The organism is Sphingobacterium sp. BIGb0165, assembly GCF_024810095.1.
In the GTDB taxonomy this organism is placed as follows: domain Bacteria; phylum Bacteroidota; class Bacteroidia; order Sphingobacteriales; family Sphingobacteriaceae; genus Sphingobacterium; species Sphingobacterium detergens.
In genome coordinates this window covers 407,620-433,151 of record NZ_JANUEB010000003.1, presented here as the reverse complement: position 1 = coordinate 433,151, position 25,532 = coordinate 407,620, and the positions used below count along the sequence as shown (strand labels likewise).

Below are 25,532 nucleotides of genomic sequence, written 5' to 3'. Positions count from 1 at the left end.
TTTAACCCTCTATCAATATGTTTTCAAATTCACGTGCGACATTAATCCAATATCGCCCCTGTTCATCTTTTTGTATTTTTGTATCAATCCCATCTGTTTTCACCTTTTTAACTGCAAATGGTAGACCTATCAATTGCAACTTATACTCTTCATATCGCTCGGTAAATAATCCGTCACGGGTCTGCTTGATAGAAAGGGAATCTTTTAATCCAGATAGTGTAAAACATTTTTCCAAATAGATATCTTGTTCGTACGCGAATGTATCACCATGATCGGAATAGACGTATGAACGATGTACTCCTTCAGAAAAATAGATATTCAATTGCAGTTCTTCCACTTTCTTTTCACCAGTGTATTGCATGACTGGATATTCTGGAATAACAGATCCACCACGAATAAATAGTGGCATTTCATCCAGTGGTGTTGCGATAGTATGTTCCTTTCCGCCGACATAAACCTCATTATTGAAGTAGTAGAACCAATCTCCCGCAGGAAGATAAACGATCTTGCTCTTCTGACCGGGTTGCAACACCGGTGATACCAATATCTTATCGCCAAAACAGAACTCTTCTTCACGTTGCCAATTGGTCGGAATATGTTGCTCCACCATTGAAATTGGACGCAAAATCGGATAGCCGTATTTAGTTTGTTCCCAAAAACAGGTATAGATATAGGGTAACAGTTTATACCGCAATTCTATAAACTTTTTATTTATTTTTTCCCAGTCTTCACCAAAACTCCAAGGTTCACGATCGCGGGTATCCCCTGCGGAGTGCACACGCATAAATGGCGAAAAAACACCAAATTGCATCCACCGTGTGAACAGTTCTCCATCGGGTTCTCCCGTAAATCCGCCAATGTCTGTTCCACAAAAAGACATCCCTGAAGTGGACAAACGCTGCAGCTGCAAAGTGCCCAGCTTGAGATGTTCCCAACTCGCTAAATTATCGCCGGTCCAAACCGAAGAATAACGTTGCGTACCAGCATAAGCCGCTCTTGTAATGGTAAATGGCCTTTTGTTTTTATACAATTTCTTTAAGCCATCATAGGTAGCACGCACCATCTGCATACCATAGACGTTATGTGCTTTTCGGTGCGATCCACGATGTCCGTCGTATTGATGCCTGACATCATCTGGAAAAGTCCCTCGACCAAAAACCGCGGGCTCATTCATATCATTCCAAAAACCTGCCACACCATCTTCCACCAGCCCTTGGTATAAGGTTCCCCACCACTGTCTGACCTCAGGATTTGTAAAATCAGGAAATTGACAGCGCCCAGGCCAAACAAATCCCTCCATAAAATAGTCATCACCTCGGCGACAGAAATATTTATTCTCTTTACCTTCTCGAAATACCCAATAGTTTTCATCCACTTTAATTCCAGGATCAATCATGACCACCGTCTTAAAACCTTCATTGGCAAGATCAGCAATCATTTTTTTTGGATTTGGAAAATATTGTTTATTCCATGTAAAACAGCGATAGCCATCCATGTAATCAATATCTAGGTAAATGGCATCACATGGGATTTGTCTTTTCCTGAATTCTTCGGCCACTTTACGCACATTGGCTTCCGGATAATAACTCCATCGGCATTGATGATATCCGATAGCCCAAAGTGGCGGTAAATAGTGTGTTCCCGTCAAAGTATGGTACCTACGGATCACGTCAATGATATGCGGACCATGAATATAGTAGTATTGTAATTCACCACCTTCTGACCAAAAGCTGGTTTTTCCTGGATCCTCGGCAGCAAAATCGAAATAGGTCTTAAACGTGTTATCAAAGAAAATACCGTAAGCTTCACCATCCTTCAACCCAATGTAAAAAGGAATGGTTTTGTATAAAGGGTCCTGGTCATAAGCAAAAGCATAGGTGTCCGAGTTCCAATTCTTTAATCGCTTGCCACGAAGATTAAGCTTAGTGGCCTTATCGCCTAGTCCATAAAATGCTTCATTTTCAAAAGCAACTTTAGTACTATAGACATAATATCCGCCAAAATCCGGACTTTCTTCCCAATGCATTGGGGCCAAATCGGCATTAAATAGTTTACCCGCTCTATCAGAAAAGGAAATCAAAAAATCACTTTTATTGATGCGACAGGAAATAGTGTTTGTATGAACACTATAATGGTCTGTCTCCTCTTTACATTGGTGTATACTGACACGATGGTCTTTCTTTGCAAGGGCGTAGGAAAAATCTTCCAAAAACGTCCCCTGTGGCGCCAATCGAACACGTACAATCTCATCCGTTACGATCTTAATCTCGACTTTTGCCTTACCATCGGAAAAATAGTATGATTTGTCATTTTGATTGTGGGATACAACTGTTTCGAGGTATTTCTTTTCAATTTTAGGTAAATCCAATACCGGATTATTCACATGATGCATACTTTCCAAAGTACCATCATTTTCTTCCTCGTTTAGTGTGGTTTGATTTAGGTTGTCGTCTTCAAGCATAGCTGTAATATGTTAAAAGTTTCTGAAGGCTTAATTCCTCTTTAAGATAGAAAAATTATCCTGCGCCGACAACAAAACATAAAAAAAAATCCCGTTCCTTAAAAGGAGCGGGATTATCCATATCACATGGGACTACATCTGCTATTTTATAAAATGAGCGCGCAGCATCCAAGCCATTTTCTCGTGTTTTTCCAACAAGCCTACCAAAAAATCTTCCGTACCATTATCAGCGGTACCCTCAACGACAGCAATATCTCCACGAATTGACATCGCAATAGACTCGTGATCCGACAGCAGCTCTTTATAATAAGACTGACTATTTGTCTTTTCAGATGTTGATTCTGTCAAACGTGTTAATTTTAAATATTTATCAAATGTACCTACCGCATAGTGACCCAATGTACGTACACGCTCCGCCACTTCATCAATAACTTCTGCCAACTCATCGTATTGGGATTCTAAAAATAAATGAGCAGCGTGAAAATCCGCTCCTTCAACATTCCAATGCGCATTGCGTGTTTTCATATAGATAATATGCTCATCGGCCAATAAGACATTGAGCAATTTCGCAACTTTTTTTAAGTCTGCATCTTTAATTCCAATTGAAGTTTTCATATTGTTTTTATTTGTTAACTATATCTTTTAATTGCTTAGTTAAATTTACCAAAAAAAGGCTGGGTAAGCAAAAAAACTGAGTTTAAAATGTCATTTCAATAGCATAATAACCGTATTTTTGCAGACAGAATATTATAGAGGGAAGACTGTGGGTACTTTAGACAACAACGCTTATTTTCATACATTCAAAGAGGATATTTCGGGTATCGAACTTCCCTTGCGATTTACCTTTCCATTTTGTTATGAACCACATGCGCTAGCCATTATCGCTGCGGAAGAACTTCAAACTTATCTGGAGACACAAAACGAGTGGACGCATAACTTTGGTCTTGAAGAAAATAACGATAGTCTTGCCATAGGCAAGATGTTTGGCATACTGGTTGTCCGCGATCAGCAGCATCGGCTTGGATACCTGGCCGCTGTATCCGGCAAGCTTGCTGGCAGCAATAAACACCAATACTTTGTTCCCCCGATATTTGACATGCTGGAAGAGGATGGCTTCTTTTTAAATGAAGAGGTGCACCTAAATGCCCTCAACAGGAAAATTGAATTTCTTGAAAAGAGTGAAGAACTTGAACAGATAACAAACAATCTCAATAGATTAAAAGATCATTGGGACACACAGCTTGAGCAGCTCAAAACAAAACTCAGAAGTCAGAAAAAAGAACGCAAGGAAGCCCGAACAAGATTGCGTCCACTCCTATCAGATGAGGACTACGAAATGCTGATGGAAGATATGCGCAGCCAAAGCCTCAAGGACAAACAGGAACTCCAACGTTATCAATATGACATGTATCTAGCGCTGGAATCTGGAAACCTTAGGCCCCAACAATTGCTTTCCGAGATTTCTGCATTGAAAGAAGAGCGTAAGATGCGATCCGGAAATTTGCAAAAGAGACTTTTTGAACAATATAATTTTTTGAATGCAACAGGGCAGCACAAGAACGTCGTTGCTGTTTTTCAGGACTTTGACCAAAGTACACCACCCGCTGGTTCCGGAGAATGCGCAGCGCCAAAATTATTGCAATATGCCTACAGCAACAATCTTACCCCCATAGCTTTGGCCGAATTTTGGTGGGGCTGCTCCCCTTCGTCCGAAATCCGTCGGCACAAAAACTATTACCCGGCTTGCCGTAAAAAATGTGAACCTATTTTAGGTTATATGCTTCAGGGACTAAACGTTGACCCGAATCCCATGCAACAGGAAACAACACTGCAAACTGAGCTGCCGCAAATCTACGAAGATGAGGATATTATTGTTTTCAATAAACCAGCCGAATTTTTGTCTGTCCCTGGGATATACGTCAAGGATTCGGTCTACAATCGTGTACTCCAACGTTATCCTGCTGCAGGCCCGATTATTATCCATCGGCTGGACATGTCCACTTCAGGACTGTTAGTCGTCGCTAAAAATAAAGAAGCCCATCAATTTATACAGGATCAATTTATACAACACACCATTACAAAAGAATATATCGCTTTACTCGATGGCATTATTGAACAGCAATCTGGCCTAATTGATCTCCCGCTCCGTGTGGATCTCGATGACAGACCCCGACAAATGGTCTGCTATAGCTATGGCAAGCACGCACAAACCAAATGGGAGAGAATCGCAATTGAAGATGGTAAAACAAGAGTCCGTTTCTATCCACTAACAGGCCGAACACATCAACTTCGCATGCATGCCGTACATCCAAACGGACTGAATACACCTATTGTAGGTGATGATCTTTACGGCAGAAAAGCAAATAGATTACACCTCCACGCCGCTTTCATTAAGTTTATACACCCAGGTTCCAGACGGGAAATCAGCTTTGAAATTCCGCCTGATTTTTAGTGTAATTGACTATATCGTTACAAAAGTCAGCAAATATTTGATCGGAAAATCATCGTGAAGTCAAAATGTGAATGATAAATTATTGACCTAAATCAATAATTTGAGACAAACAACTGCAAAACAACCATTTAAACCAAAAAACAAATAAGTACATTTCCTTTATTACATTACAATAAAATTTTAAATATTCTTAATTTTTTGCTTCCTTTGTTCACTGATTTTTTGATTTTAATACTTATAAAGTCAGAAATAAAGTAAAAACAACAAAACAATTTTGAATTTTCAAGATTATAGCAATATAATGGAAGCTAAAATAAACGCAAAAACCTTCATAACTAAACTCTTTTTCTCGATAACATTTCTGCTATCAGCGTCCCTAGCCTTTGCTCAAACCAAAACGGTTACAGGTACAGTCAAGGACGCAAAGACAAAGACACCCATCGCTTATGCTACCGTGGCCGTAGTAGGCGCGCCTGCTGCTGCGGGAACTTCTACGTCGACCAACGCGAATGGAGAGTTTAGGCTGGTATTTCCGACATCTTATGTCAAAATCAGAGCTAGCTATGTCGGTTATGACAATAAGGATGCTTTCGTGACCAATGATGCTGTACAGTCAAAGGAAATTCTGATGGATGCACAAGACAATATGCTGGAGGAAGTTGTTGTCAAAGCCCAGAAGAAAAAATATAGCAACAAAGACAACCCCGCAGTCGCCCTGATCCGTAAGGTTATCGAAAATAAAGAGAAAAATCGCCTATCTGGACAGCAATACGCCGAATTCGATCAGTACGAGAAGATGTCTTTGGGATTAAGCAATCTTTCTGAGAAGTTTGTCAACAAAAAAATCTTTAAAAACTATCAATTTCTTTTTGAAACAGACGATTCGGCCAAAACGGCAAATAAATATGTGTTACCGGCTTTTATCGAAGAGAAAATGTCCAAAGTGTACTACCGTAAAGATCCAAGTAAGACCAAGCAGTATATACTCGGTGATCAACGGGCACAGTTTGACCCCAAATTTATCGATAATGATGGTCTAGCAGCTTACTTTAACAAGCTCTACGAACAAGTTGATATCTATGACAATAACATCTCATTGGTAACAAATCAGTTTTTGAGTCCGATAGCAAACTCTGCACCGACATTTTATAAATTTTTCATTACTGATACCATTAAAACTTCTCAACCTTGGTTGGTTGAGCTGAGCTTCGTTCCCCGCAATAAAGCAGACATGTTATTTAAGGGACAGCTGTATGTCACGTTGGATGGTAATTATGCCGTTCAGGGCGCTAATATGACTGTTGCCGATGATATCAACCTAAATTTTGTGCGCGACCTTCAGGTTCAGCTCAAATTTGAAAAAGATAGCAAGAGTAGATTTTACCTAAAAACCAGCACGTTAGGCATTGATTTTTCACTAACGGAAAAAGGAATGGGAATTCGAGGAAGCCGGACGGTCAACTATAATAATTATAAAGTCGGTATTCAGCAAGCAGATAGTATTTACGATGGTCCTTCTACGGTTATTGCTTACAATATCGAAAATAAGAAAGCAACCAAATCGTTATTTGAAACACAACGCCCATTGGCTTTGGCGCAAAATGAATTGAATATTTACCATAATATTGACACGCTACAGAAAATACCTTCGTTCAGAACCTTCATGGATATTGCTGCCTTGGTTCTTTCAGGTTATAAACAAGCCGGACCTTTAGAAATTGGCCCAGTGAACACATTCTACAGCTTTAACCCTGTTGAAGGATTTCGCTTGCGCATAGGTGGTCGTACAACAGAGGCATTGAGCAAACGCTTCTATGCCGAGACCTATGCAGCCTATGGCTTCAAGGATCAGAAATGGAAGTACTTTTTTAGTGGGACCTATGCTTTCAATAACAAATCAGTATACTCCTTCCCTATGCACTACATCCGGGCGTCTTATAAAAAAGATACCAAGATCCCTGGACAAAAGCTTGAGTTTATTCAGGAAGACAACTTTTTACTATCCTTTAAACGTGGTGATAATGACCGTTATATCTACGAGACCAACTACGGATTGGAGTATAAAAAAGAATTCTTGAACCATCTGGCTATTGGTGCTGGATTTAATATCAACAAACAATCTCCAGCAGGCAGCTTAACCTACCAGATGTTGGATGAAAATGGACAAAACAAATTGTTCAACGAATTAAATACAACAGAATTATCGGTCAACTTCAGGTACGCACCCCATGAAGAATTTTATCAAGGTAAAATCTACCGTACACCGATTTTCAATCAATACCCGATATTCACGTTCAATTATACAGCAGGAATAAAGGGGTTGGCAAAGGGAGAATATAATTACCACAGCTTTAACGTCGGTGCATTTAAACGTTTTTACTTCAGTCAATTTGGTTTTGCCGACGTCACAGCAGAAGGGAATTACATTGCCGGAAAAGAGATTCCATTTCCTTTCCTGACGATCCACCGGGCAAACCAGACTTATGCGTACCAGTTAAACTCGTACAACTTAATGAACTTCCTGGAATTTGTCAGTGACCATAACGCTTCCATCAATGTGCAGTATTACATGAATGGATTCCTATTGAATAAGATCCCATTGATCAAAAAGCTTAAATTACGGGAGGTCTTTAGTTTCAAAGGTGTTTATGGTGGTCTTCGCAAAGAAAACGATCCAGACGATCCAAATTATGGCTCTAAAGTGTTTGCATGGCAACGCAATGCAGACCAAATTCAAAGTTCATATACATTCGGTTCTGAACCTTATATGGAGGCCAGTATCGGTTTATCTAACATCTTTAAGATTTTACGTGTAGACTACGTCAAACGTCTGAACTATCTTGACCATGTTGATGCTCCAGCTTGGGGGATCCGCGCCAGAGTCAGATTTGATTTCTAAGAGTTTCCGTAAATTTATATTATAATTTTGAGGCCCTGTCGATTGAGAGAATGACAGGGCCTCTTTTTGTTCTATTGAACAAATCCGGCCAGCGGGGTTCATCTCAACTTTGATCAGGTATACAAAGTTAATCAGAAAACCTCCGATAACGATTCGACTTTGCACCGCGGCAGCTATGCAATATCGGGTTGTGTCCATTCCTTGACAACTGTTCAGCTGAGTTTCGAGATCGCTTCGACTAGTCTTCGGAATTTCTTCGACTGTTGTTCGATTGCGCTTCGACTGGCCTTCGTAACTTCTTCGACAGCTTTGTAGAACCGATGGGAGACTGCTTCGAGATTTGTTCGGGATTTCTTCGGAGGCTGTTTCGAAGCTGTCCCGAACAGATTCCGAACAACTCACAATGAATATCGAAGAAATCCCGCGTAGGTCATGAAAAATGATAGGAAAAAGTTCCTATGCCAAAGAAAGCATGATCAAAAAACAAAAAAATCCCCCTTGCAAACAGCAAGGAGGATAAAATTAGAATATGACGATGGTTATTTTTTCTTTTTAAAGGCATCTACACCGCTTTGTAGAAATGCCTTGTATTGTTCAACGTCGTAGTTTGCCCCACTTTGAGGAACCAATATCTGACCATTTGGGTCGACGATTACATACAATGGTTGCGAATTGCTATTGAATGACGAAGCTTGAAAATCGCTGTTTTTATTTCCGATAGTCTTTATTTTTTTATTACTATACTTGGAAACAAATTGCTCATTAGCAGGCAACTCAGTTTTATCATCCACAAATAACTCTGCCATAACAAATTCTTCTTTCAACAATTTAGCTACCGCAGGATCTGTCCATACATTTGCTTCCATTTTACGGCAGTTGACACAATTCCATCCAGTGAAGTCAATCAAAACGGGTTTGTTAAGTTCTTTTGCTGTTGCTAAAGCCTGATCGTAATCATAATAAGGATCAAAGCCCTTTGGTGTACCACGTTCATGGAATATCTCTGCATATTTTTTAACTCTTCCATCCGTATGTGCTGCGGAGCTACTTCCAACTCCGGTAGATAAATCAAAATCTTGGGTTGCAGATGGCGGTAAAAAGGCTGAAATAGACTTCAAAGGTGCACCCCATAAGCCCGGAATCATATACACAACAAAAGAGAAAACAACAATAGCCAATATCGTTCTTGGAACGGACAAAAATTTAAGATCACTATCATGAGAAAACTTAATCTTACCTATCAGATAAAGCCCCATCAAACCAAATACTACAATCCATAGCGACAGAAACACCTCTCTGTCTAACCAATTCCAATGGTAAGCCAAATCTACATTTGACAAGAATTTCAAAGCTAGCGCCAATTCTAAAAATCCAAGCACCACTTTAACACTGTTCAACCAGCCGCCTGACTTGGGTAGAGATTTAAGCATCGATGGGAACATCGCAAATAAGCCAAAAGGAATTGCCAAAGCGATAGAGAATCCTAACATACCAATGGCTGGGCCCAATCGTTCACCTTTTGAAGCCGCTTCCACCAACAGGGTTCCGATGATCGGACCCGTACAGGAAAACGATACCAACGATAAACTAAATGCCATAAAAAATAGACCAATAAGCCCACCTTTATCCGATTTGGCATCCATTTTATTGACAAAGGAACTCGGTAAAGTTATTTCGAATGCACCAAAAAAAGATGCAGCAAATACGACCAACAGCAAGAAGAATATAAAATTAAAAATTCCATTGGTTGAAAGTGCATTGAGTGCATCAGAACCGAATGCAATGGTAATAATCATCCCCAAAGCAACATAGATCACAATAATAAAGAGACCATATAATAAGGCCTTGCTGATACCACTGGCGCGACTACCAGACTGCTTGGTAAAGAAGCTCACCGTCAACGGAAGCATCGGAAATATACACGGCATCAATAAGGCTGCAAAACCTCCAACCAAACCAGCGATGAAAATACTCCAAAGCGATTTTTTACCGTTTTCAGCAGGATCTCCCACCTTAGCGGTCGCAGCGACCGTTTTGCTGGAATCAACACTTGCTGTCACGGTGTCCGGTGACTCTTCGAATGATAGCGAATCCGGACTGATTGTACCATCCGTAAATTCGACGCCTTCCATGTTAGCCGTGCTATCCTGCTGCGCAAACATAGCAAGAGGAAGAATAAGCAGGAATAAAAGGGTTAATAGTTTAAAATTAGTTTTCATCAGCGTATAATATGTTTTTCATAATTTATTTGCTTTGAGACCTATTTATCGTTCCGATGTAAATAAAACCCGAGGAGTATGACGCTCCCCGAGTTAACTATAAACATATGAAACTAAATCTTATTAGGCTCCAAATACAGGATTCGGTAGTCTACATATCGGTTGAAAGCCCAAAAAATCAACATCACTGGATAGATACCCCGGTTTAACAGGCTCTTCCTTGACCAAATCTGTGCTTAAATATTTTTTATTATCATCACAGAGTAGCGTAACGACGACTGCATCATCCCCCAGCTCTTGCTGTAACTTAATGGCGCCAATAACATTTGCACCTGAAGAAATCCCCACAGCAAGCCCCAATTGCCTTGATAATTTCTGCGCCATAATAATCGAATCACCATCATTAGCACAAACAACCTCGTCCAATTCATTCAGATCAACAATAGCCGGTATAAATTCATCAGATATACCTTGTATACGATGTGAACCTACTTTATGTCCTGTCGTCAATGTTGGGCTCTCCGCAGGTTCCAAAGGATGTACACGAACACTTGGATTCGCTTTCCGTAGACTACGTCCTACCCCCATAACGGTTCCACCTGTTCCCACTCCGGCAACAAAAGCATCTGCCACTAGCCCCTGCTCCTCCAATTGTTTGACAATTTCGTAACCAGTCGTTTTTTCGTGTGCCTCCGCGTTATATTGATTTTCGAACTGTCTGGGTAGAAAAACCCCACCCGCAGCAGCAAGCTCTTCACTCAAACGAATACTGCCCAAGAAACCGCCCTCTTCTTTGCTGATCAACTGAATATCCGCGCCCATACTTCTGATAATATCGGTACGCTCTTTACTTAACCAATTCGGCATAATAATCTTCACCTGATGTCCCAAAGCTTTGCCTATTGCTGAGAAAGCAATTCCAGTATTTCCGCTTGTAGCTTCGATAACAACATCCGTTGGCCTAATCTGGCAATTCATATATGCTTTATACAAGATGTACAAAGCCATTCTGTCTTTGATACTACCTGTTAAATTGTAATTCTCACATTTTACAAATACCCGGCCTGGCTTACCTTTGTAGGTATACTGCAATTCCAACATTGGCGTGTTTCCAACCAATCTCCACAAATGCTTAAATCTTTTGTCCAATGCAGGTGATAAGCATGCACTTTGTAATTCTTGTTCAGCCATTTTTATATAAATGATTATTCTGTTGCAAAATTGACCAATAACAAGATATTATTCAATAGATAACCATAATTTCAAGAAAAATTAAATAAAAAAACACAAATAACAATAAATTATCCATTCAAACATTGTAATTTTGCAACAACACCGAAAATATTCAGATTATGGAATTGGATGAAATTGATTTAAAACTACTGCGCTTATTACAGCAAGATGCTTCATTAAGTAATAAAGAACTGTCTTTCGAATTGAATAAATCAATTGCAGCAGTACACGAAAGGGTAAAAAAATTAAAAAGATTAGGCTATATCAAGAAAACTGTGGCAATCTTGGATCGCCATAAGATCGGTATCGGATTAATTTCGTTTTCACAGGTATTCCTCAAGGCACATACTTTCGAGGTACTGAATGAATTTGAAAAGGAAGTGGCTAAATTTCCTGAAGTCATGGAATGCTATCAGATGGCGGGGTCTTATGATTTCATGTTGCGTATTGCTACCAAAGACATGGATGCCTATCATATCTTCTTAAGACATCGCCTTGCTGTATTACCGCAAGTCAATACGGTACAGACTTATTTTGTGTTGTCAGAGACAAAGAGTGAAACAGCCTACCCCCTTTAATTGAACAGATTCTGTCTAAAAAATTGAGGTATTGATTTCTACAAAATCAATACCTCAAATATATCAATCAATCAATCAATCAATCAATCAATCAATCAATCAATCAATCAATCAATCAATCAATCAATCAATCAATCAATCAAATAGTAAAGTTCCGCTGACATTCCAGCTACTGAAACTTGTCCCTTCAGGAGCTCCCTGCGGGATCTGAACCTGTAATTTGTAATCACCAGCTTTTAAATCGCCAAAGTCGATATAAATCGGAGGAGTCACTGTTCCTGGGCACCAGTTGGAACGGCTCAGATCAGATGAAGACAATCCAGTGGCAAAATTACCCGAAGCAGGGTTGGATAAACGATAAGAACCGCAATCGTTGCGCCAAGGCGTGTATTTAAATAGCAAGGTATCGTTTAAGAAAATACGGTTTTCTTTGGGAACAAACTCATCACCATTCCCCCAGCCTCCATGACCGGTCGTGATATAACGTAACTGTACATTTTTAGCATCCTGATCCAAACGAAACGACAGTGTCAATCCTTTATCCTTATCGAACATAGATCCATACTCCTGTCCACCCATTTCCATCACATTGGTCGTCGTAAATAATGACATCGTCTTTTTCAGATTTCCTTCCGAACCCGCCTCAAACCCTGGGTGAATTGTAAGTTCAACACTAACTTCATGACCATTCTTATCATAGTTGCCAATGAAAGCACCTACGTACACTTCCTGCTCACTTAACATTCCTGCAAGCTCAGACACATCCTGTCGGTAAAGAACAGAATCTTGCCATACCTTATCCTTTAACTGAAGATAGTTAAACTGCTTAACACCAAAGGGTGTAAAGAAACGCATCAATTCAACAATAGGTTCGAAAGTCGCTGTTCTTACCACTCCCTGATAACTCTTGCCATTTCCATTTTCGTACTTCGATAAGGTTGACATGCCATTTTTCATACCATCCAAAAAGCTCTGTGCTTTATTTGCTGGAATGATAAAAACGGATCCGGTACGGTCGTATGCATCTCCTTTTGATTGCTCCACAAGCTGAACGAACACATTATCACTAGCTTTGATTTTTGGTATTTTGATTTTCTTGACAATCACTGTACCATTGGCAAAACGTAAGATCGAATCCGACTTGGTATCATCTGAAAAACGAATACGTTCCTTTTGGAAAACTGGAAGTTGGACAAAACGGTTTTTCCAGATTAGATCTTTATAGGAAAGATCATCATAGCGTTTTTCGCTTCCTTTTAACTTCAATTGCTCAGGAATGGTCTTCACTTTCTCTACTTTTGTTGCAAAGGTACGTGTATTGCCATTTCTGATCACCTCTAATACCAAGCCAAGGTCCTGCCCGAGTTCACTCGGAGCTCCTTTTACCCCAAGTTTGTCCGTATACCAGATTTCAATCTTATTGGAATTGATACTGGTTTCCACTTTCTTACAGGGATACCCCAAGATGGTCTTGGTTTCGGTAGTCGGGTTGAATTTCTGTTTGGAGAGCGCCAAAGAGTCTCTTGTCAGGATAAGGGAACCATCTTTCAGTTTCGCAATCTTAAGCAAGGTATTTCCAGACGATCGCTCCACCAGTACGCGTTCGTAAGGTGGCAACAATTGTCCTTTTATATCTTTTTCCGAACTCACATACGTTTCATTTGCATTAGCATAGACCAGTACCCCATTCTGATTGGCGGGTGTATTGCCATTAAAACTTTGATTGTACTGGATCACATAGCTCGTTAGCTTCTGGGCATAAGAGGACAATGACAGACATAAAATTGAAACAAAAAGGATATTTTTCTTCATAGTACGCATATTGGATTAGACACAAAAATAAGAAAGGCTTTAGGAATTCCTAAAGCCTTTCTTATTTTATGCTAAAACGTTTATTTTATCAACCAGATATCCAAGAGATAAAAGACCGCAAAGATGACGGAAGCGTATCCATTGGTGGTCATAAAATCGCGGTTTACCCGACTTAAATTTGTCGATGAAAACAGCGTATGCTGATAGATCAACAACCCACCATAGAAAGCCACACCTAAATAATAAATCCAGCCAACAGGCATTAAGAACGCTGGGATTAAAACAAATATAAAAGACAGCACGTGTAAACATTCGGATACCCGCATCGCCCCTTTGGTTCCCAGCCAGACTGGAATAGAGTTCAACTTATTGGCGCGGTCAAAAGCTTCATCCTGCAAGGCATAAATAATATCAAAACCACTCACCCAGGTCAGCACAGCAAAGCCATACAGGACCGGTACAGTTGCAAATTGCCCCGTGATAACGAGATATGCTCCGATCGGCGCTAAACCCAATCCTGCACCTAATACCAAATGACACAAAGGTGTGATACGTTTGGTATAAGAATAAAAAAGCACCACAAAAAGTGCAATCGGCGACAACATAAAGCACAGGGAATTTATAAAATAAGTCGCTGTGACAAAAAGTAAGCAGTTGACGATGGTAAAGATCAGTGCATTTTGGGCAGAAATCTTCCCTGCAGGGATATCCCGCATTGCAGTTCTCGGATTGATCGCATCAATATCGCGATCCAAATATCTATTGAAGGCCATCGCTGCATTTCGTGCTGTTACCATGCACAATAACATTAATAGTAATAGTTTCCAAGAAAATGCATATTCAGTGGTATGCAGCGCCAAAAAGAAGCCAATTAGGGCAAATGGCAATGCGAATACACTGTGGGCAAATAAAACTAAGGAAAGATACTTCTTCATGAGATGATCTTATTTGACTTTAAAACGTTCGTCATCCTATCCCCGACAATGATCAGATTGACGAAGCTATTGTGTTGAACCAATATTTATTTTTTTGAAATACTTAAAACGGCATTCTTTCTTCCGGCTCGGGCCCTACAAATCGGCGGTTGACCTCATCAATGGTCTCCAAAATAGGCTCGTGACCTAATTTCTTTTCTGCCGAAGTTAAAAAGATCGTTGGCACCTCCTCAAACCATTGCAAAAGCTCCTTTTTAAATTTCGCGATATTTGCATCAGATTTCACTGCCGATTGTTTGTCTGCTTTTGTAAAGACCAGCATAAAAGGTAAACCGCATTCACCCAACCAATAACAGAAGTCAAGATCGATCTTCTGTGGCTCAAGACGACTGTCCACCAGAACAAATACACATTGCAGATTGTCTCTATGAGTCAGGTATCTGCGAATGAATTTCTCCCATTCATTGCGACTCGTTTTGGATGCTTTCGCGAATCCATAACCGGGCAAATCGACCAGATACCAAGTGTCGTCTATAATAAAATGATTGATCAATTGAGTCTTACCAGGTTTTTGAGAGGTCTTGGCAAGGCCTTTCTTATTTGTCATTGCATTGATCAAAGAAGATTTACCTACATTAGAACGACCTATAAAGGCGTACTCAGGCAAATTTGGCGCAGGTAATTTGTCAACTCTCGTGTTACTACACACGAATTCGGCTTTTTTTACTTCCATGGAACAAAGGTACATTAAATGAATCCGTTTGACAAGGTTTCCGCCGCTTCTATACCAGAAAAAACTTCATGGTCATGCTGTAACATTTACGGGCATTTACATACTAATAGTCAAAATAAACAAGTGTATCTTTGATAATACAGGATATATGCTCTTTTTCTCCATACAGAATTTAATTAAACCTTAGAAAAGATGTTACTCGAAATCAATCATGTCACCAAGGATTACGCCAATCATCGCGCATTGGATGATGTATCCATCCAGATTCCAAAAGGAAAGATTTTTGGGCTACTGGGACCCAATGGGGCCGGAAAAACATCACTGATCCGTATCATTAACCAGATCACTGCACCCGATTCCGGTGAAATTCGTTTTAATGGGGAACCCTTAGGTGCACAGCATATTGCCCAGATAGGCTATCTTCCGGAAGAACGTGGTCTCTACAAAAAAATGAAAATCGGGGATCAGATGCTTTACCTAGCACAATTGAAAGGGCTTTCAAAAAAAGAAGCATTACATCGAATCCACGATTGGTGCGAACGACTTGATATAACTTCATGGTGGGACAAGAAGATTGAAGACCTCAGCAAAGGAATGCAGCAGAAGGTCCAATTTGTGGCCACCGTTATTCACCAACCGCAATTGATTATCCTTGATGAACCTTTCTCAGGTTTTGACCCAGTGAATGCCAATATCATCAAAGAACAGATACTACGGTTAAATGCGGAAGGTGCTACAATTATCTTCTCCACCCATCGTATGGAAACGGTAGAAGAACTCTGCGATCATATCGCCTTGATCCACCGCTCCAAGAAAATCCTGGATGGTCCCGTACAAGATATCAAGAAAGACTACAGAAACCAAACCTATACATTGGAATTCACCCCCAATGCAGATGGCATTGACATCAGCAATGAAAGTCTATTTAAAATTGTCAGATCCTCACAAAAAGAAAATATTTACAATACTACTATTCAGTTAAATAAAGATGTTAATATAAACAATGTATTAATACAACTATTACCAAAAATTCAGCTCAATCAAATCATTGAGCTTGTCCCTTCCATGGCAGATATTTTTATCCAGAAGGTTACTGAGGTCTCACCTTTATCCCCAGATCATGCATAAGATATTACTCATCATCCAACGGGAATATCTATCCCGAGTCAAGAAAAGATCATTCATTGTGATGACTTTCGCGGTCCCCCTCTTCTTTTTTGCGCTGTATGCAGGTATGTTTTACCTGACAAAAAAGAGCTTTAAAGATGCCCATACAGAAGTCTTTATCATTGATCAACAGGGCGACTTCGCCAATAAGCTGCAAAGCAATAAAAATGTAAGCTATAAGAAGAGTCAGCTACCTCTGCAGCAACAAAAACAACGCCTGGCCCAAGAGCAAACCAAACAGGCCATCTTATACATCCCTCAAGATATCCTGACGACACAAAAGGCTGAATTGATTACCAGCGGCAAGACAAGTTTTGTCACGCAGGAGATTATCAGTGGTCAGTTGGAAGACATCATTCGGGAAAAGGAATATAAAGCCAAAGGGATAGACCTCAAGCTGATTCAATCCATTAAACCTAAGGTGGATATTGAAGCGAAAGAAATAACGGCAGACGGTGAGGAAAAAAACAGCAATACGGCAATAGCGATGGGGATTGGCGTCGCCTTGGCTATTTTGGTTTACCTTTCCCTCTTTCTCTATGGCGCGCAAGTCATGCGGGGTATCATTGAAGAAAAAAGCAATCGCATTATAGAAGTTATTATATCTTCTGTAAAGCCCTTTCAGCTTATGATGGGTAAAATTGTAGGGATCGGTATGGTTGGCCTTACACAATTTGTGATGTGGCTTGTACTCACGCTAGGGCTCTTTCTTGTGGCTACTACATTATTTATCAATCCACAAGACATACAGGAAGTCGCCGCCGGCCAGCCTGGAGCGGCCAATATGGGAACAGTATCCAAAGCAATGGGGCAAGGTGGTTCTGCCTCTATTCTCGCTTCAATCCAAAGTTTCAATTTCACAGAGGTTATTGTATTCTTCTTTCTGTTCTTTATTGCAGGTTACCTCCTCTATAGCGCTATATTTGCCGCTGCGGGTTCTGCCGTAGATAACGAAACCGAGGCCAATCAATTTTCCATGCCGATCACCATGCCTCTATTGTTGACGTATATTCTTTCTTTCGGAGTTATCATTAATGATCCCAATGGTCCAATTGCCACCTGGCTGAGCTTTATTCCTTTTACATCCCCCATCGCTATGTTGGTTCGCATTCCTTTTGGTGTCCCCTTATGGCAGATATTAACTTCGTTGACCTTGCTTATTTTAACCTTCCTACTGATCACTTGGGTAGCCGCACGTATCTATCGTGTGGGGATATTGATCTATGGAAAGAAAGCCAGTTTCAAAGAAATCATCAAATGGTTCAATTATAAAAATTGATCGGACTGATCAACAAAGCATATTAAGATGAGAAGGCTAGATTGTACAATACAATCTAGCCTTCTCTTTTTATCAACCTAACTGTCAAATCCTCAGCTCAAATAGATACATAAACCTGCTTTTCTTTCACAATGACAACTATTAGGTAAATGGGTTAATATCTAATATTGAACTTCTGAAATACAAAATGCCATAGCCATATCGGGCCTATCAGTAGAAATTGCAGAAACTGCTTTCCAGTAATTGCCTTTTTCTCTTTTCCTTTACCGAGAAACAGTGCGGCTAACGCCAGCAATGCGATCGCCAAGCATACCCATATTACTGCAGGACCGCCGTTTTTTTGTACATATTCCAACTGAACAATAAAAAAGCTCATTGCCCCTATCGAGAACAAGATTGCATAAGACAAGGTTGCAGATAATTTCAGGTAAAAATAGATGACAATTGCAATGAAGAAAGAGCCCCAATTCAAAAAGGTGTGCCAATTGAGCTTCACCAAAAATTCAAACTGTGGAAAAGGAATCATCCAGATACAGCCCATCACACCGAAGAATAACAGCGGCAAAAAGATGATCTGAATAAGACGATTGATTGGATCTTGAAAATTACTATCCAATTCCTCAAAATAGGTATCCACTGGACGTTTCGGTTCTACTTCCTGAACTTTCTTCTTTTGTTTCATTCGGCAAATTTAATAAATATTGATCTGCATAAACCGTTGACCGGGATAATATTCTCATTTTTTTGGTCTGTCCCTTGTCATTATATGCTTTCTTCGACCTTTAACTGGCAATCTCCTATCCAATTACGTAATATTGCAACATGAAGTCTTACAAACATATCTTATTTGATCTTGATGGTACCCTGACGGACCCTGCTGAGGGCATTACCAAATGTATTGCGTATGCACTCGAAGCAAAAGGAATACATACGCCTGATTTAAATAGTCTGAAGCCATTAATTGGTCCGCCGTTGAAAGATACCTTCATGCATATCTATGGATTTGAAGAGAAGGAAGCTTTGGCTTGTGTGGACAAATACCGTGAACGCTTTGCGACCCAGGGTTTATATGAGAATCTGCTCTTTGATGGTATCCCCGAATTACTGGAAGGACTTAAATCGAAAGATTTTAAGGTATACTTAGCGACCTCCAAACCCGAAATTTTTGCACATAAGATTTTACAACATTTTGCAATCGACAGTTACTTCGATTTTGCTGGCGGAAGTGCATTGGACGATTCTAGACCGACCAAGACAAGTGTCATTCAGTACGTATTGGATAAGGCTTGCCTGACGGATCCACAGCACTGTATTATGATCGGTGACCGCAAGCATGATTTAATCGGCGCCCGGGAAACAGGCATGGACGCCATGGCTGTGCTTTATGGTTATGGTAGTGAGGAAGAACTTATGAAGGAAAAACCAACCTATCTGCTGCACAGTGTGAGTAATTTAATCGAGTTTTTTGGCATATAAATAAACTTTCAACGGAAACAACTATTCCTCGCCGCTGCGCAGGCTATTTCCCGGAATCAAAATATACAGCAACAAAAAAGCCTCAATCAATGATTGAGGCTTTTTCAATATTATTTGTTTATCAAAGATCCTGTATTGTTTTCAGGACTCTTCCATACGTTATTTCGCGTAAGATACGGATCTTGTCTCCCGTATGACAGTCACTTTAATCTGACCCGGATAAGTCATTTCAGTCTGTATACGGTTTGAGATATCAGCTGCCAATATTTCTGATTGCGCATCCGATACTTTTTCACTCTCAACGATGACACGTAATTCACGACCTGCCTGTATCGCAAAAGTTTTCTCGACACCAGGGTAAGATAGTGCTAAGTCTTCAAGTTCTTTCAAACGTTTGATGTAGCTTTCAACGACTTCACGACGTGCCCCAGGGCGTGCTCCTGAGATAGCATCACAGGCTTGTACAACAGGAGAAATTAAGGCTGTCATCTCAATTTCATCGTGGTGAGCGCCAATGGCATTACAAACATCTGGGTGCTCCTTATATTTTTCAGCCAATTGCATACCTAGAATCGCGTGTGGCAATTCAGGGTTGTCATCAGGCACTTTACCAATATCATGCAATAGTCCGGCACGTTTGGCATGTTTTACATTCAATCCCAACTCAGCAGCCATTGTTGCCGCAAAATTGGCAACCTCACGGGAGTGCTGTAAAAGGTTCTGACCATAAGACGAACGGTAACGCATACGTCCCACCATACGGATCAGTTCAGGATGCAATCCATGAATACCCAGATCAATGGCAGTACGTTCACCAATCTCAACAATCTCGTCTTCAATCTGTGTCCGTGTTTTTGCTACAACCTCCTCGATACGAGCTGGATGGATACGACCATCCGTTACAAGACGGTGTAAAGCCAAACGGGCAATCTCACGACGTACTGGATCGAATCCAGAAAGGATAATTGCCTCCGGTGTATCATCCACGATGATCTCTACACCTGTTGCAGCTTCCAATGCGCGGATATTACGGCCCTCACGACCAATAATGCGGCCTTTGATCTCATCATTTTCGATATTGAAAATGGAAACAGTATTTTCGATTGCAGATTCAGTAGCTGTACGTTGGATCGTTTGGATAACGACTTTTTTCGCTTCTTTCGTCGCGGTCAATTTAGCTTCGTCCACAATATCCTTGATCTGAATCATTGCTTGGGAACGGGCTTCCTCGCGCAATGAATCCACCAATTGGTTTTTAGCTTCGTCAGCTGTAACACCAGCGATACTCTCCAATTGTTTAATCTGTTGTAATTTTAAAGTCTCGACTTCTTCGGATTTCTTTTCATTAAGTTCAACCAATTTATCCAATTGCTTCTTTTTGGTATCCACATCCTGCTTATCGCGATTGATACTTTCAAGCTTTTGGTTAATAGATTGTTCTTTCTGTCTCAACGTATTTTCCTTTTGGTTGATGGTGTTGTTACGTTGATTCACCTCCTTTTCATGTTCGGATTTTAGTTGAAGGAATTTTTCTTTAGCCTCTAACAGGCGTTTCTTTTTAATGTGTTCTCCTTCTTGCTCTGCATCTTTTAGTATGCTATTTACCTTATCTTTGGCTTCCTGTTCTTGTTTTTTGAATAACAGAACCAGCAGATAACGACCTATAACTACACCAACAATCAGAGAAATTATGATATAAATTGCGACGTCCATGTATGTATAATTGTATTATATATGTTTGTTTTTATTAATTATTAAATTTCAATAGAATAAATATCTTCGCCATTTTTTGAACTGGACACAAGCTGATTTAATGCCATTGGTATTCCGATATACTTCTTGGGAATACCAGCGATTGAATCAGACAAGGTTTACATTGTATGCAAACAGGCCCAACGCATGATGGTTTCAAAACAAAAAAAAACCGCAATTAAATTTAAACAGGCCTCATGTATTATTAAACTTCGTGATTACATAATTAGGCTTAGATTATGACCCAGATGGCTTTCGCAAAATGGCCTATATCTTTTTGCGCCTGTAATATTGAAGCGTTAAGTTTAAAATAGTGACAACCCGAATTTAATTGCGGCAAATTCGTCGTTTTAAGCTCTAAATATAAAGAACGTAAATTTATTTGTTAAAGAAATCCGTCAACAACTGATCAAGCTCCTGTACTGAATTCTCCAGCCCCACTTCGTGGTTCTGGGACTGTCGCTCCGCATTTAACATTCGCGTAGCGAACTGCAATACACACATGGATAACAAATCCTGCTTATCTCTAACAGTATAGTTTTCCTGCAATTCCTTTACTTTTTCATTTATCAATTTCGCAGCATGTCGAATTACTTCTTCCTCCGCGCTTTCCACCCGAAGGGGATAAACACGATCTGCGATATTTATTTTTATGGAAATCTCTCCCATTTCTTTGAGCTTTTTAACGTTGTATTAGTTTAAATTCCGATGATCTCCAAATTCCAACTACTTCAACAAACTAATACACTTGTCTATTTCTCGCACAAAATCGTTAATTTTTTGTTTTGTGTCAAGTGTTTTTTCATTAATTGCCTCCTTATCGGTTTCTGAATCCAAGGTTCGGGCTACTGCCAGGGCCTTGACTTTCTCTTCCAACTGCTTACTCTTGTCGTTGCTCGCGTCGAAAGCCACTTTTAAGGATTGTACCTCTAATTTAAGCAAATCATTTTCTTCTTGCAAGACTTCGCACATTTGAATTAAGTTTTTCGTTTTCTCAACGATCAGATTCATTTGTGAAGACAATGTTGCCATAGCGTAAATCGAATATTACCAATTAATGTTCTATCTCTAATTAACCACGCACCTCTGCGCTTAGTTCCTTCTCAAAATTAACAATTAATTTTTGAACTATTGCATCAATTTGTTTATCGGTCAATGTTTTTTCTTCGTCTTGCAGGATAAAGCTCAGAGCATAAGACTTTTTCCCTTCCGGAATTTTATCACCTTTATACACATCAAATACATTTACTTCCTTCAAAAGCTTGCGTTCGGTCTTTTGAGCAACAAACTGAAGCTTATCAAAGCTCACATTTTCGTCAATCAACAGGGATAAATCACGACGTACAGCAGGAAATTTAGATACTTCCTTATATTGAATACTATTCTTGCGAATGATTTTCATCAAGACATCCCAATCAAAATCTGCAAAGAAAACCTGTCCCTCAACATCTGCTTTTTTCAAGTCTGCATTAGCTACCGCACCGAAAGAAACCAGACATTTCTGACCTTTCATATAACTCAATCCGTAGGCAAAATGATTGATCGGTGCATCTTGTATTTGTATGCCCTCAATCTTAAGACGTTTGACAATGGTATCAACTGCTGCTTTAAGGTTATAGAAATTGACATTACCTTTTTTGCTATTCCACTGTTCAGCTTCCTCTCTGCCTGTTATTGCAAAAGTCAAATGCTGCGTTTCTTTATAGCCCTCACCATCCAACGCATAAGTTTTTCCGAATTCGAAAAATTTCAGATCAAAATTTCTACGCTTCTGATTATATTCAATGGCATTCAACACGGAGAACAACATGTTTTGACGCATGGTATCTAAGTCCGAGCTCAAGGGATTGAACAATCTGACAGCAGTTTCACTGTCGTCTGCATAATCAAGCTTTGTCAACGAATTCGCCAATATTTCACGGAACCCATTACCGATCAATAAGTCCGCAAGTTGATTTAAGACGACCTCTTTATCTGGTTTTTCGACCGTATTTAAGGAAGCCTTAATTTGGGATTTTAGTTCAATGTTATTGTAGCCGTAAATCCGTAATACCTCTTCTACTACATCCACCTCGCGGGTTACATCAACACGATAAGCAGGCACTAAAACATCTAGTCCCGCAGCTGTCTCTGAAGCAACTTCAATACCAAGGGCAACGATAATGGCTCTAATTTCTTCATTTGGGATTGCTTGTCCAATTAGACGTACCACGTTCGCATAACTCACATGGAATGAGAATGGTTTAATTTCCACAGGATATACATCTTTCAAGGTCGAAGATATTGTCCCCCCGGCAATTTCCTGAATCAACAATGCAGCACGTTTTAACGCTTCTACGGTAATGTTAGGATCTGTACCACGTTCGAAACGGAATGAAGCATCTGTTTTCAGACCATGTCTTTTAGAGGTCTTACGCACCGATACGGCATTAAAATAAGCCGATTCTAAAAATACATTGGTTGTTTCTGTCGAAACACCTGAATGTGCACCACCAAAAACACCAGCGATACACATCGGTTTTTCAGCATCTGCAATCACAAGATCTTCAGCAGAAAGCGTCCGTTCCACAGCATCTAGGGTCACAAATTTTTCCCCTTCTTTTGCGGTACGGACAAGCACCTTGTTCCCCGCAATTTTATCCGCATCAAACGCATGCAATGGTTGGCCAAGGTCGTGCAATATATAATTGGTGATATCGACAATATTATTGATTGGACGTACACCGATCACATTTAATTTTTCTTTCAACCAATCAGGTGATTCTGCAACCTGAACACCGGAAATATTGATTCCACTATAACGTGGACAAGCTGCAGTGTCTTCGACGACAACAGCTGTACCAGCTTCCTCAGCCGCTTGAAAGGTCGAAACATCCGCTTTTAGAATATTCGTACGGAAATAAGCAGCAATATCGCGTGCTACCCCTAAATGGGATGCCGCATCCGCACGATTCGGTGTAAGGCCTATTTCGTAACGGTAATCATCCTGAATATTGAAATGATCTTTCACCAATGTCCCCACCGCAACATCAGCGGGCAATTCAACGATACCGACATGGGACGTACCCAAACCGATTTCATCCTCACCACATAACATACCTTCGGATACTTCACCACGAATTTTAGATTTGGTAATCTTAAAGGGTTCTCCGGTCAAGGGGTGACATGTTGTACCGACTGTTGCCACAATTACTTTCAATCCTGTACGGCAATTTGGCGCCCCACATACGATATTCAGTAATTCAGAAGCGCCTACATCAACTGTAGTAACGCGCAATTTATCAGCATTCGGGTGTTGCTCACAAGTTTTCACTTCGCCAACGACCAAACCATCCAATCCACCGGGGATACTCTGTACAACGTCCAGTGCCTCTACTTCCAATCCTGTGTTTGTCAAGATCAAAGATAATTCCTCCGGCGTCGAATCTATATTAACGTGTTGTTTTAACCAATTATATGAAATGTTCATCTCGAATTTGATTTGATGCACAAACTTAGATAAATTTGACTTTGTATGCAATTATAATTGCGTAGTATATCAATTTATCCCTGTCAGTACATGCATAAAAAATTGTAAATCTATCTCATCATGAAAAGTTCAGCCATTCTATTAATTGTCGCCTCTATACTCTTTTGGTTAAGTTGGTTCCTCATGCCTGATCAAGGTACAGCAGATCCGGTTCATATTCTAAAAATCGTTGCGATGAATCGAACTTCCGTATTCAACTCCGTGATTTCAGGCATCTTGTCATCCGTATTCTACCTCATTGCACTTTTCCAAATTCAAGCTCGCCTCAAGGTCTTATCCACTATTTCAATTATGGAAACTACCCTCTTGGCAATTGGTGTTATGGGAATGTGTGTTGATAGCTTTTTCCATCTATTTGCCTATTTCTTAACATCCCCTACTTTAGATCAGACGACAAACCTAACGCAGGTTATGGCTGATCTACAACAGACGGGCGTTTATTTTTTAATTCCAATACTACTACCATTTTTTATCGGGACAATAATTTGGTCATGGGGACTATATCGACAACAAATCATCCAAAAGCATGTTTTTCAACTGGGTATCTTCGCGTTGATATTTGGGATTGCTGGCGGTCTGTTGAGCAAAAACACCTTCCCAGGCGCTCGCCCTACTATAGTTTTACTGTTCCTCGCATTCTTTGCAATCTGCCATATCCTGATTGCTATCCACCTTACTCGTTATAATGAACTGAGAAAACAGGATTTTTAAAAATCGAAAAGACGATGCTTATGAATTTGGTTAATTGACAGCCTAATTCAATCTTTGCCTTGGGGTGCGCATTAGATCCACATCCCAAGGCTTGATCATGTTATACTCATAGGGAATAGGGTTTACGAATCTACCACCTACAAGCGACCTATCCTAACAGCAGATAGAATGATAACATTTATTTACACGGATTAACACAACTTTACATTTATTTACATAAGAACCGCTATTTCACTGTTTTTAAACCGAATAGTAACCACTATTTTTTAATCAAAATTCAATCATTTCCATGAAAA

General features: G+C 40.0%; 19 protein-coding genes. 7 read left to right on the top strand and 12 right to left on the bottom strand.

Features of this window, described 5'->3' with window-relative positions:
• Nucleotide 1 precedes the first annotated feature (1 nt).
• Both M2408_RS08345 and M2408_RS08340 read right to left on the bottom strand, forming a co-directional pair.
• Complete coding sequence (locus M2408_RS08345; protein WP_409049483.1) at nt 2-2,461, bottom strand: glycoside hydrolase family 31 protein; 2,460 nt, start codon at nt 2,459-2,461, stop codon at nt 2-4.
• Nucleotides 2,462-2,602: 141 nt separating this feature from the next.
• Entirely contained in the window at nt 2,603-3,076 is a 474-nt protein-coding gene (locus tag M2408_RS08340) for a Dps family protein (RefSeq protein WP_259180756.1), read from the bottom strand.
• 118 nt (nt 3,077-3,194) lie between these two features.
• Between M2408_RS08340 and M2408_RS08335 the strand changes: the two genes are divergently transcribed.
• Nucleotides 3,195-4,913, top strand: a complete 1,719-nt coding sequence (locus M2408_RS08335) for a pseudouridine synthase (RefSeq protein WP_259180754.1) — start codon at nt 3,195-3,197, stop codon at nt 4,911-4,913.
• 301 nt (nt 4,914-5,214) lie between these two features.
• A complete protein-coding gene (locus tag M2408_RS08330; protein WP_259180752.1) occupies nt 5,215-7,812 on the top strand; it encodes a DUF5686 and carboxypeptidase regulatory-like domain-containing protein in 2,598 nt (865 codons plus the stop codon).
• Nucleotides 7,813-8,351: 539 nt separating this feature from the next.
• On the opposite strand, the gene M2408_RS08325 is transcribed toward M2408_RS08330, so the two are convergent.
• Together M2408_RS08325 and M2408_RS08320 are read right to left on the bottom strand one after the other, a co-directional pair.
• Nucleotides 8,352-10,031, bottom strand: coding sequence for a protein-disulfide reductase DsbD (locus M2408_RS08325; protein ID WP_259180751.1), 1,680 nt, complete (start codon nt 10,029-10,031; stop codon nt 8,352-8,354).
• 123 nt (nt 10,032-10,154) lie between these two features.
• Nucleotides 10,155-11,222 carry a PLP-dependent cysteine synthase family protein gene (locus M2408_RS08320; RefSeq protein ID WP_259180749.1) on the bottom strand — a complete coding sequence of 356 codons (1,068 nt, stop codon included), beginning with the start codon at nt 11,220-11,222 and terminating at the stop codon, nt 10,155-10,157.
• A 161-nt stretch (nt 11,223-11,383) separates the two neighbouring features.
• Here M2408_RS08320 and M2408_RS08315 point away from each other — a divergent pair, with 161 nt between their 5' ends.
• Nucleotides 11,384-11,842, top strand: a complete 459-nt coding sequence (locus M2408_RS08315; protein ID WP_262903069.1) for an Lrp/AsnC family transcriptional regulator — start codon at nt 11,384-11,386, stop codon at nt 11,840-11,842.
• A 135-nt stretch (nt 11,843-11,977) separates the two neighbouring features.
• Here M2408_RS08315 and M2408_RS08310 read toward each other — a convergent pair whose 3' ends face one another.
• The 3 genes from M2408_RS08310 to yihA all read right to left on the bottom strand — a co-directional run bounded on the left by M2408_RS08310 (nt 11,978) and on the right by yihA (nt 15,322).
• Nucleotides 11,978-13,654 carry a PNGase F N-terminal domain-containing protein gene (locus M2408_RS08310; protein ID WP_259180747.1) on the bottom strand — a complete coding sequence of 559 codons (1,677 nt, stop codon included), beginning with the start codon at nt 13,652-13,654 and terminating at the stop codon, nt 11,978-11,980.
• Nucleotides 13,655-13,734: 80 nt separating this feature from the next.
• Nucleotides 13,735-14,589, bottom strand: coding sequence for a UbiA-like polyprenyltransferase (locus M2408_RS08305; protein WP_259180745.1), 855 nt, complete (start codon nt 14,587-14,589; stop codon nt 13,735-13,737).
• 103 nt (nt 14,590-14,692) lie between these two features.
• On the bottom strand, nt 14,693-15,322 hold the full coding sequence (gene yihA, locus M2408_RS08300) for a ribosome biogenesis GTP-binding protein YihA/YsxC (RefSeq protein ID WP_120260861.1): 630 nt from the start codon (nt 15,320-15,322) through the stop codon (nt 14,693-14,695).
• A 192-nt stretch (nt 15,323-15,514) separates the two neighbouring features.
• Here yihA and M2408_RS08295 point away from each other — a divergent pair, with 192 nt between their 5' ends.
• Nucleotides 15,515-16,450, top strand: a complete 936-nt coding sequence (locus M2408_RS08295) for an ABC transporter ATP-binding protein (RefSeq protein ID WP_259180744.1) — start codon at nt 15,515-15,517, stop codon at nt 16,448-16,450.
• Nucleotides 16,443-17,768 (top strand): ABC transporter permease, encoded by a 1,326-nt coding sequence (locus tag M2408_RS08290; protein ID WP_259180743.1) that lies wholly within the window; start codon nt 16,443-16,445, stop codon nt 17,766-17,768. Before M2408_RS08295 ends, M2408_RS08290 begins: the two co-directional genes overlap by 8 nt.
• A 154-nt stretch (nt 17,769-17,922) precedes the next feature.
• Here M2408_RS08290 and M2408_RS08285 read toward each other — a convergent pair whose 3' ends face one another.
• Nucleotides 17,923-18,450 carry an Mpo1-like protein gene (locus M2408_RS08285; protein ID WP_259180741.1) on the bottom strand — a complete coding sequence of 176 codons (528 nt, stop codon included), beginning with the start codon at nt 18,448-18,450 and terminating at the stop codon, nt 17,923-17,925.
• A 140-nt stretch (nt 18,451-18,590) separates the two neighbouring features.
• Here M2408_RS08285 and M2408_RS08280 point away from each other — a divergent pair, with 140 nt between their 5' ends.
• Nucleotides 18,591-19,244, top strand: a complete 654-nt coding sequence (locus M2408_RS08280; protein WP_259180740.1) for an HAD-IA family hydrolase — start codon at nt 18,591-18,593, stop codon at nt 19,242-19,244.
• Nucleotides 19,245-19,403: 159 nt separating this feature from the next.
• Here the strand turns inward: M2408_RS08280 and rny are convergent, their stop codons facing one another.
• The 4 genes from rny to pheT form a co-directional block, all read right to left on the bottom strand.
• A complete protein-coding gene (gene rny, locus M2408_RS08275; RefSeq protein ID WP_259180739.1) occupies nt 19,404-20,957 on the bottom strand; it encodes a ribonuclease Y in 1,554 nt (517 codons plus the stop codon).
• 417 nt (nt 20,958-21,374) lie between these two features.
• Nucleotides 21,375-21,665 carry a cell division protein ZapA gene (locus M2408_RS08270; RefSeq protein ID WP_077432704.1) on the bottom strand — a complete coding sequence of 97 codons (291 nt, stop codon included), beginning with the start codon at nt 21,663-21,665 and terminating at the stop codon, nt 21,375-21,377.
• A gap of 57 nt (nt 21,666-21,722) precedes the next feature.
• Nucleotides 21,723-22,028 (bottom strand): hypothetical protein, encoded by a 306-nt coding sequence (locus M2408_RS08265; RefSeq protein ID WP_259180738.1) that lies wholly within the window; start codon nt 22,026-22,028, stop codon nt 21,723-21,725.
• Between the two features lie 40 nt (nt 22,029-22,068).
• The gene (gene pheT, locus M2408_RS08260) at nt 22,069-24,465 is read right to left on the bottom strand and encodes a phenylalanine--tRNA ligase subunit beta (protein ID WP_259180736.1); all 2,397 of its coding nucleotides are present in this window, start codon (nt 24,463-24,465) and stop codon (nt 22,069-22,071) included.
• 120 nt (nt 24,466-24,585) lie between these two features.
• Here pheT and M2408_RS08255 point away from each other — a divergent pair, with 120 nt between their 5' ends.
• Nucleotides 24,586-25,236, top strand: coding sequence for a hypothetical protein (locus M2408_RS08255; protein WP_259180734.1), 651 nt, complete (start codon nt 24,586-24,588; stop codon nt 25,234-25,236).
• The last annotated feature ends 296 nt before the right edge of the window (nt 25,237-25,532 follow it).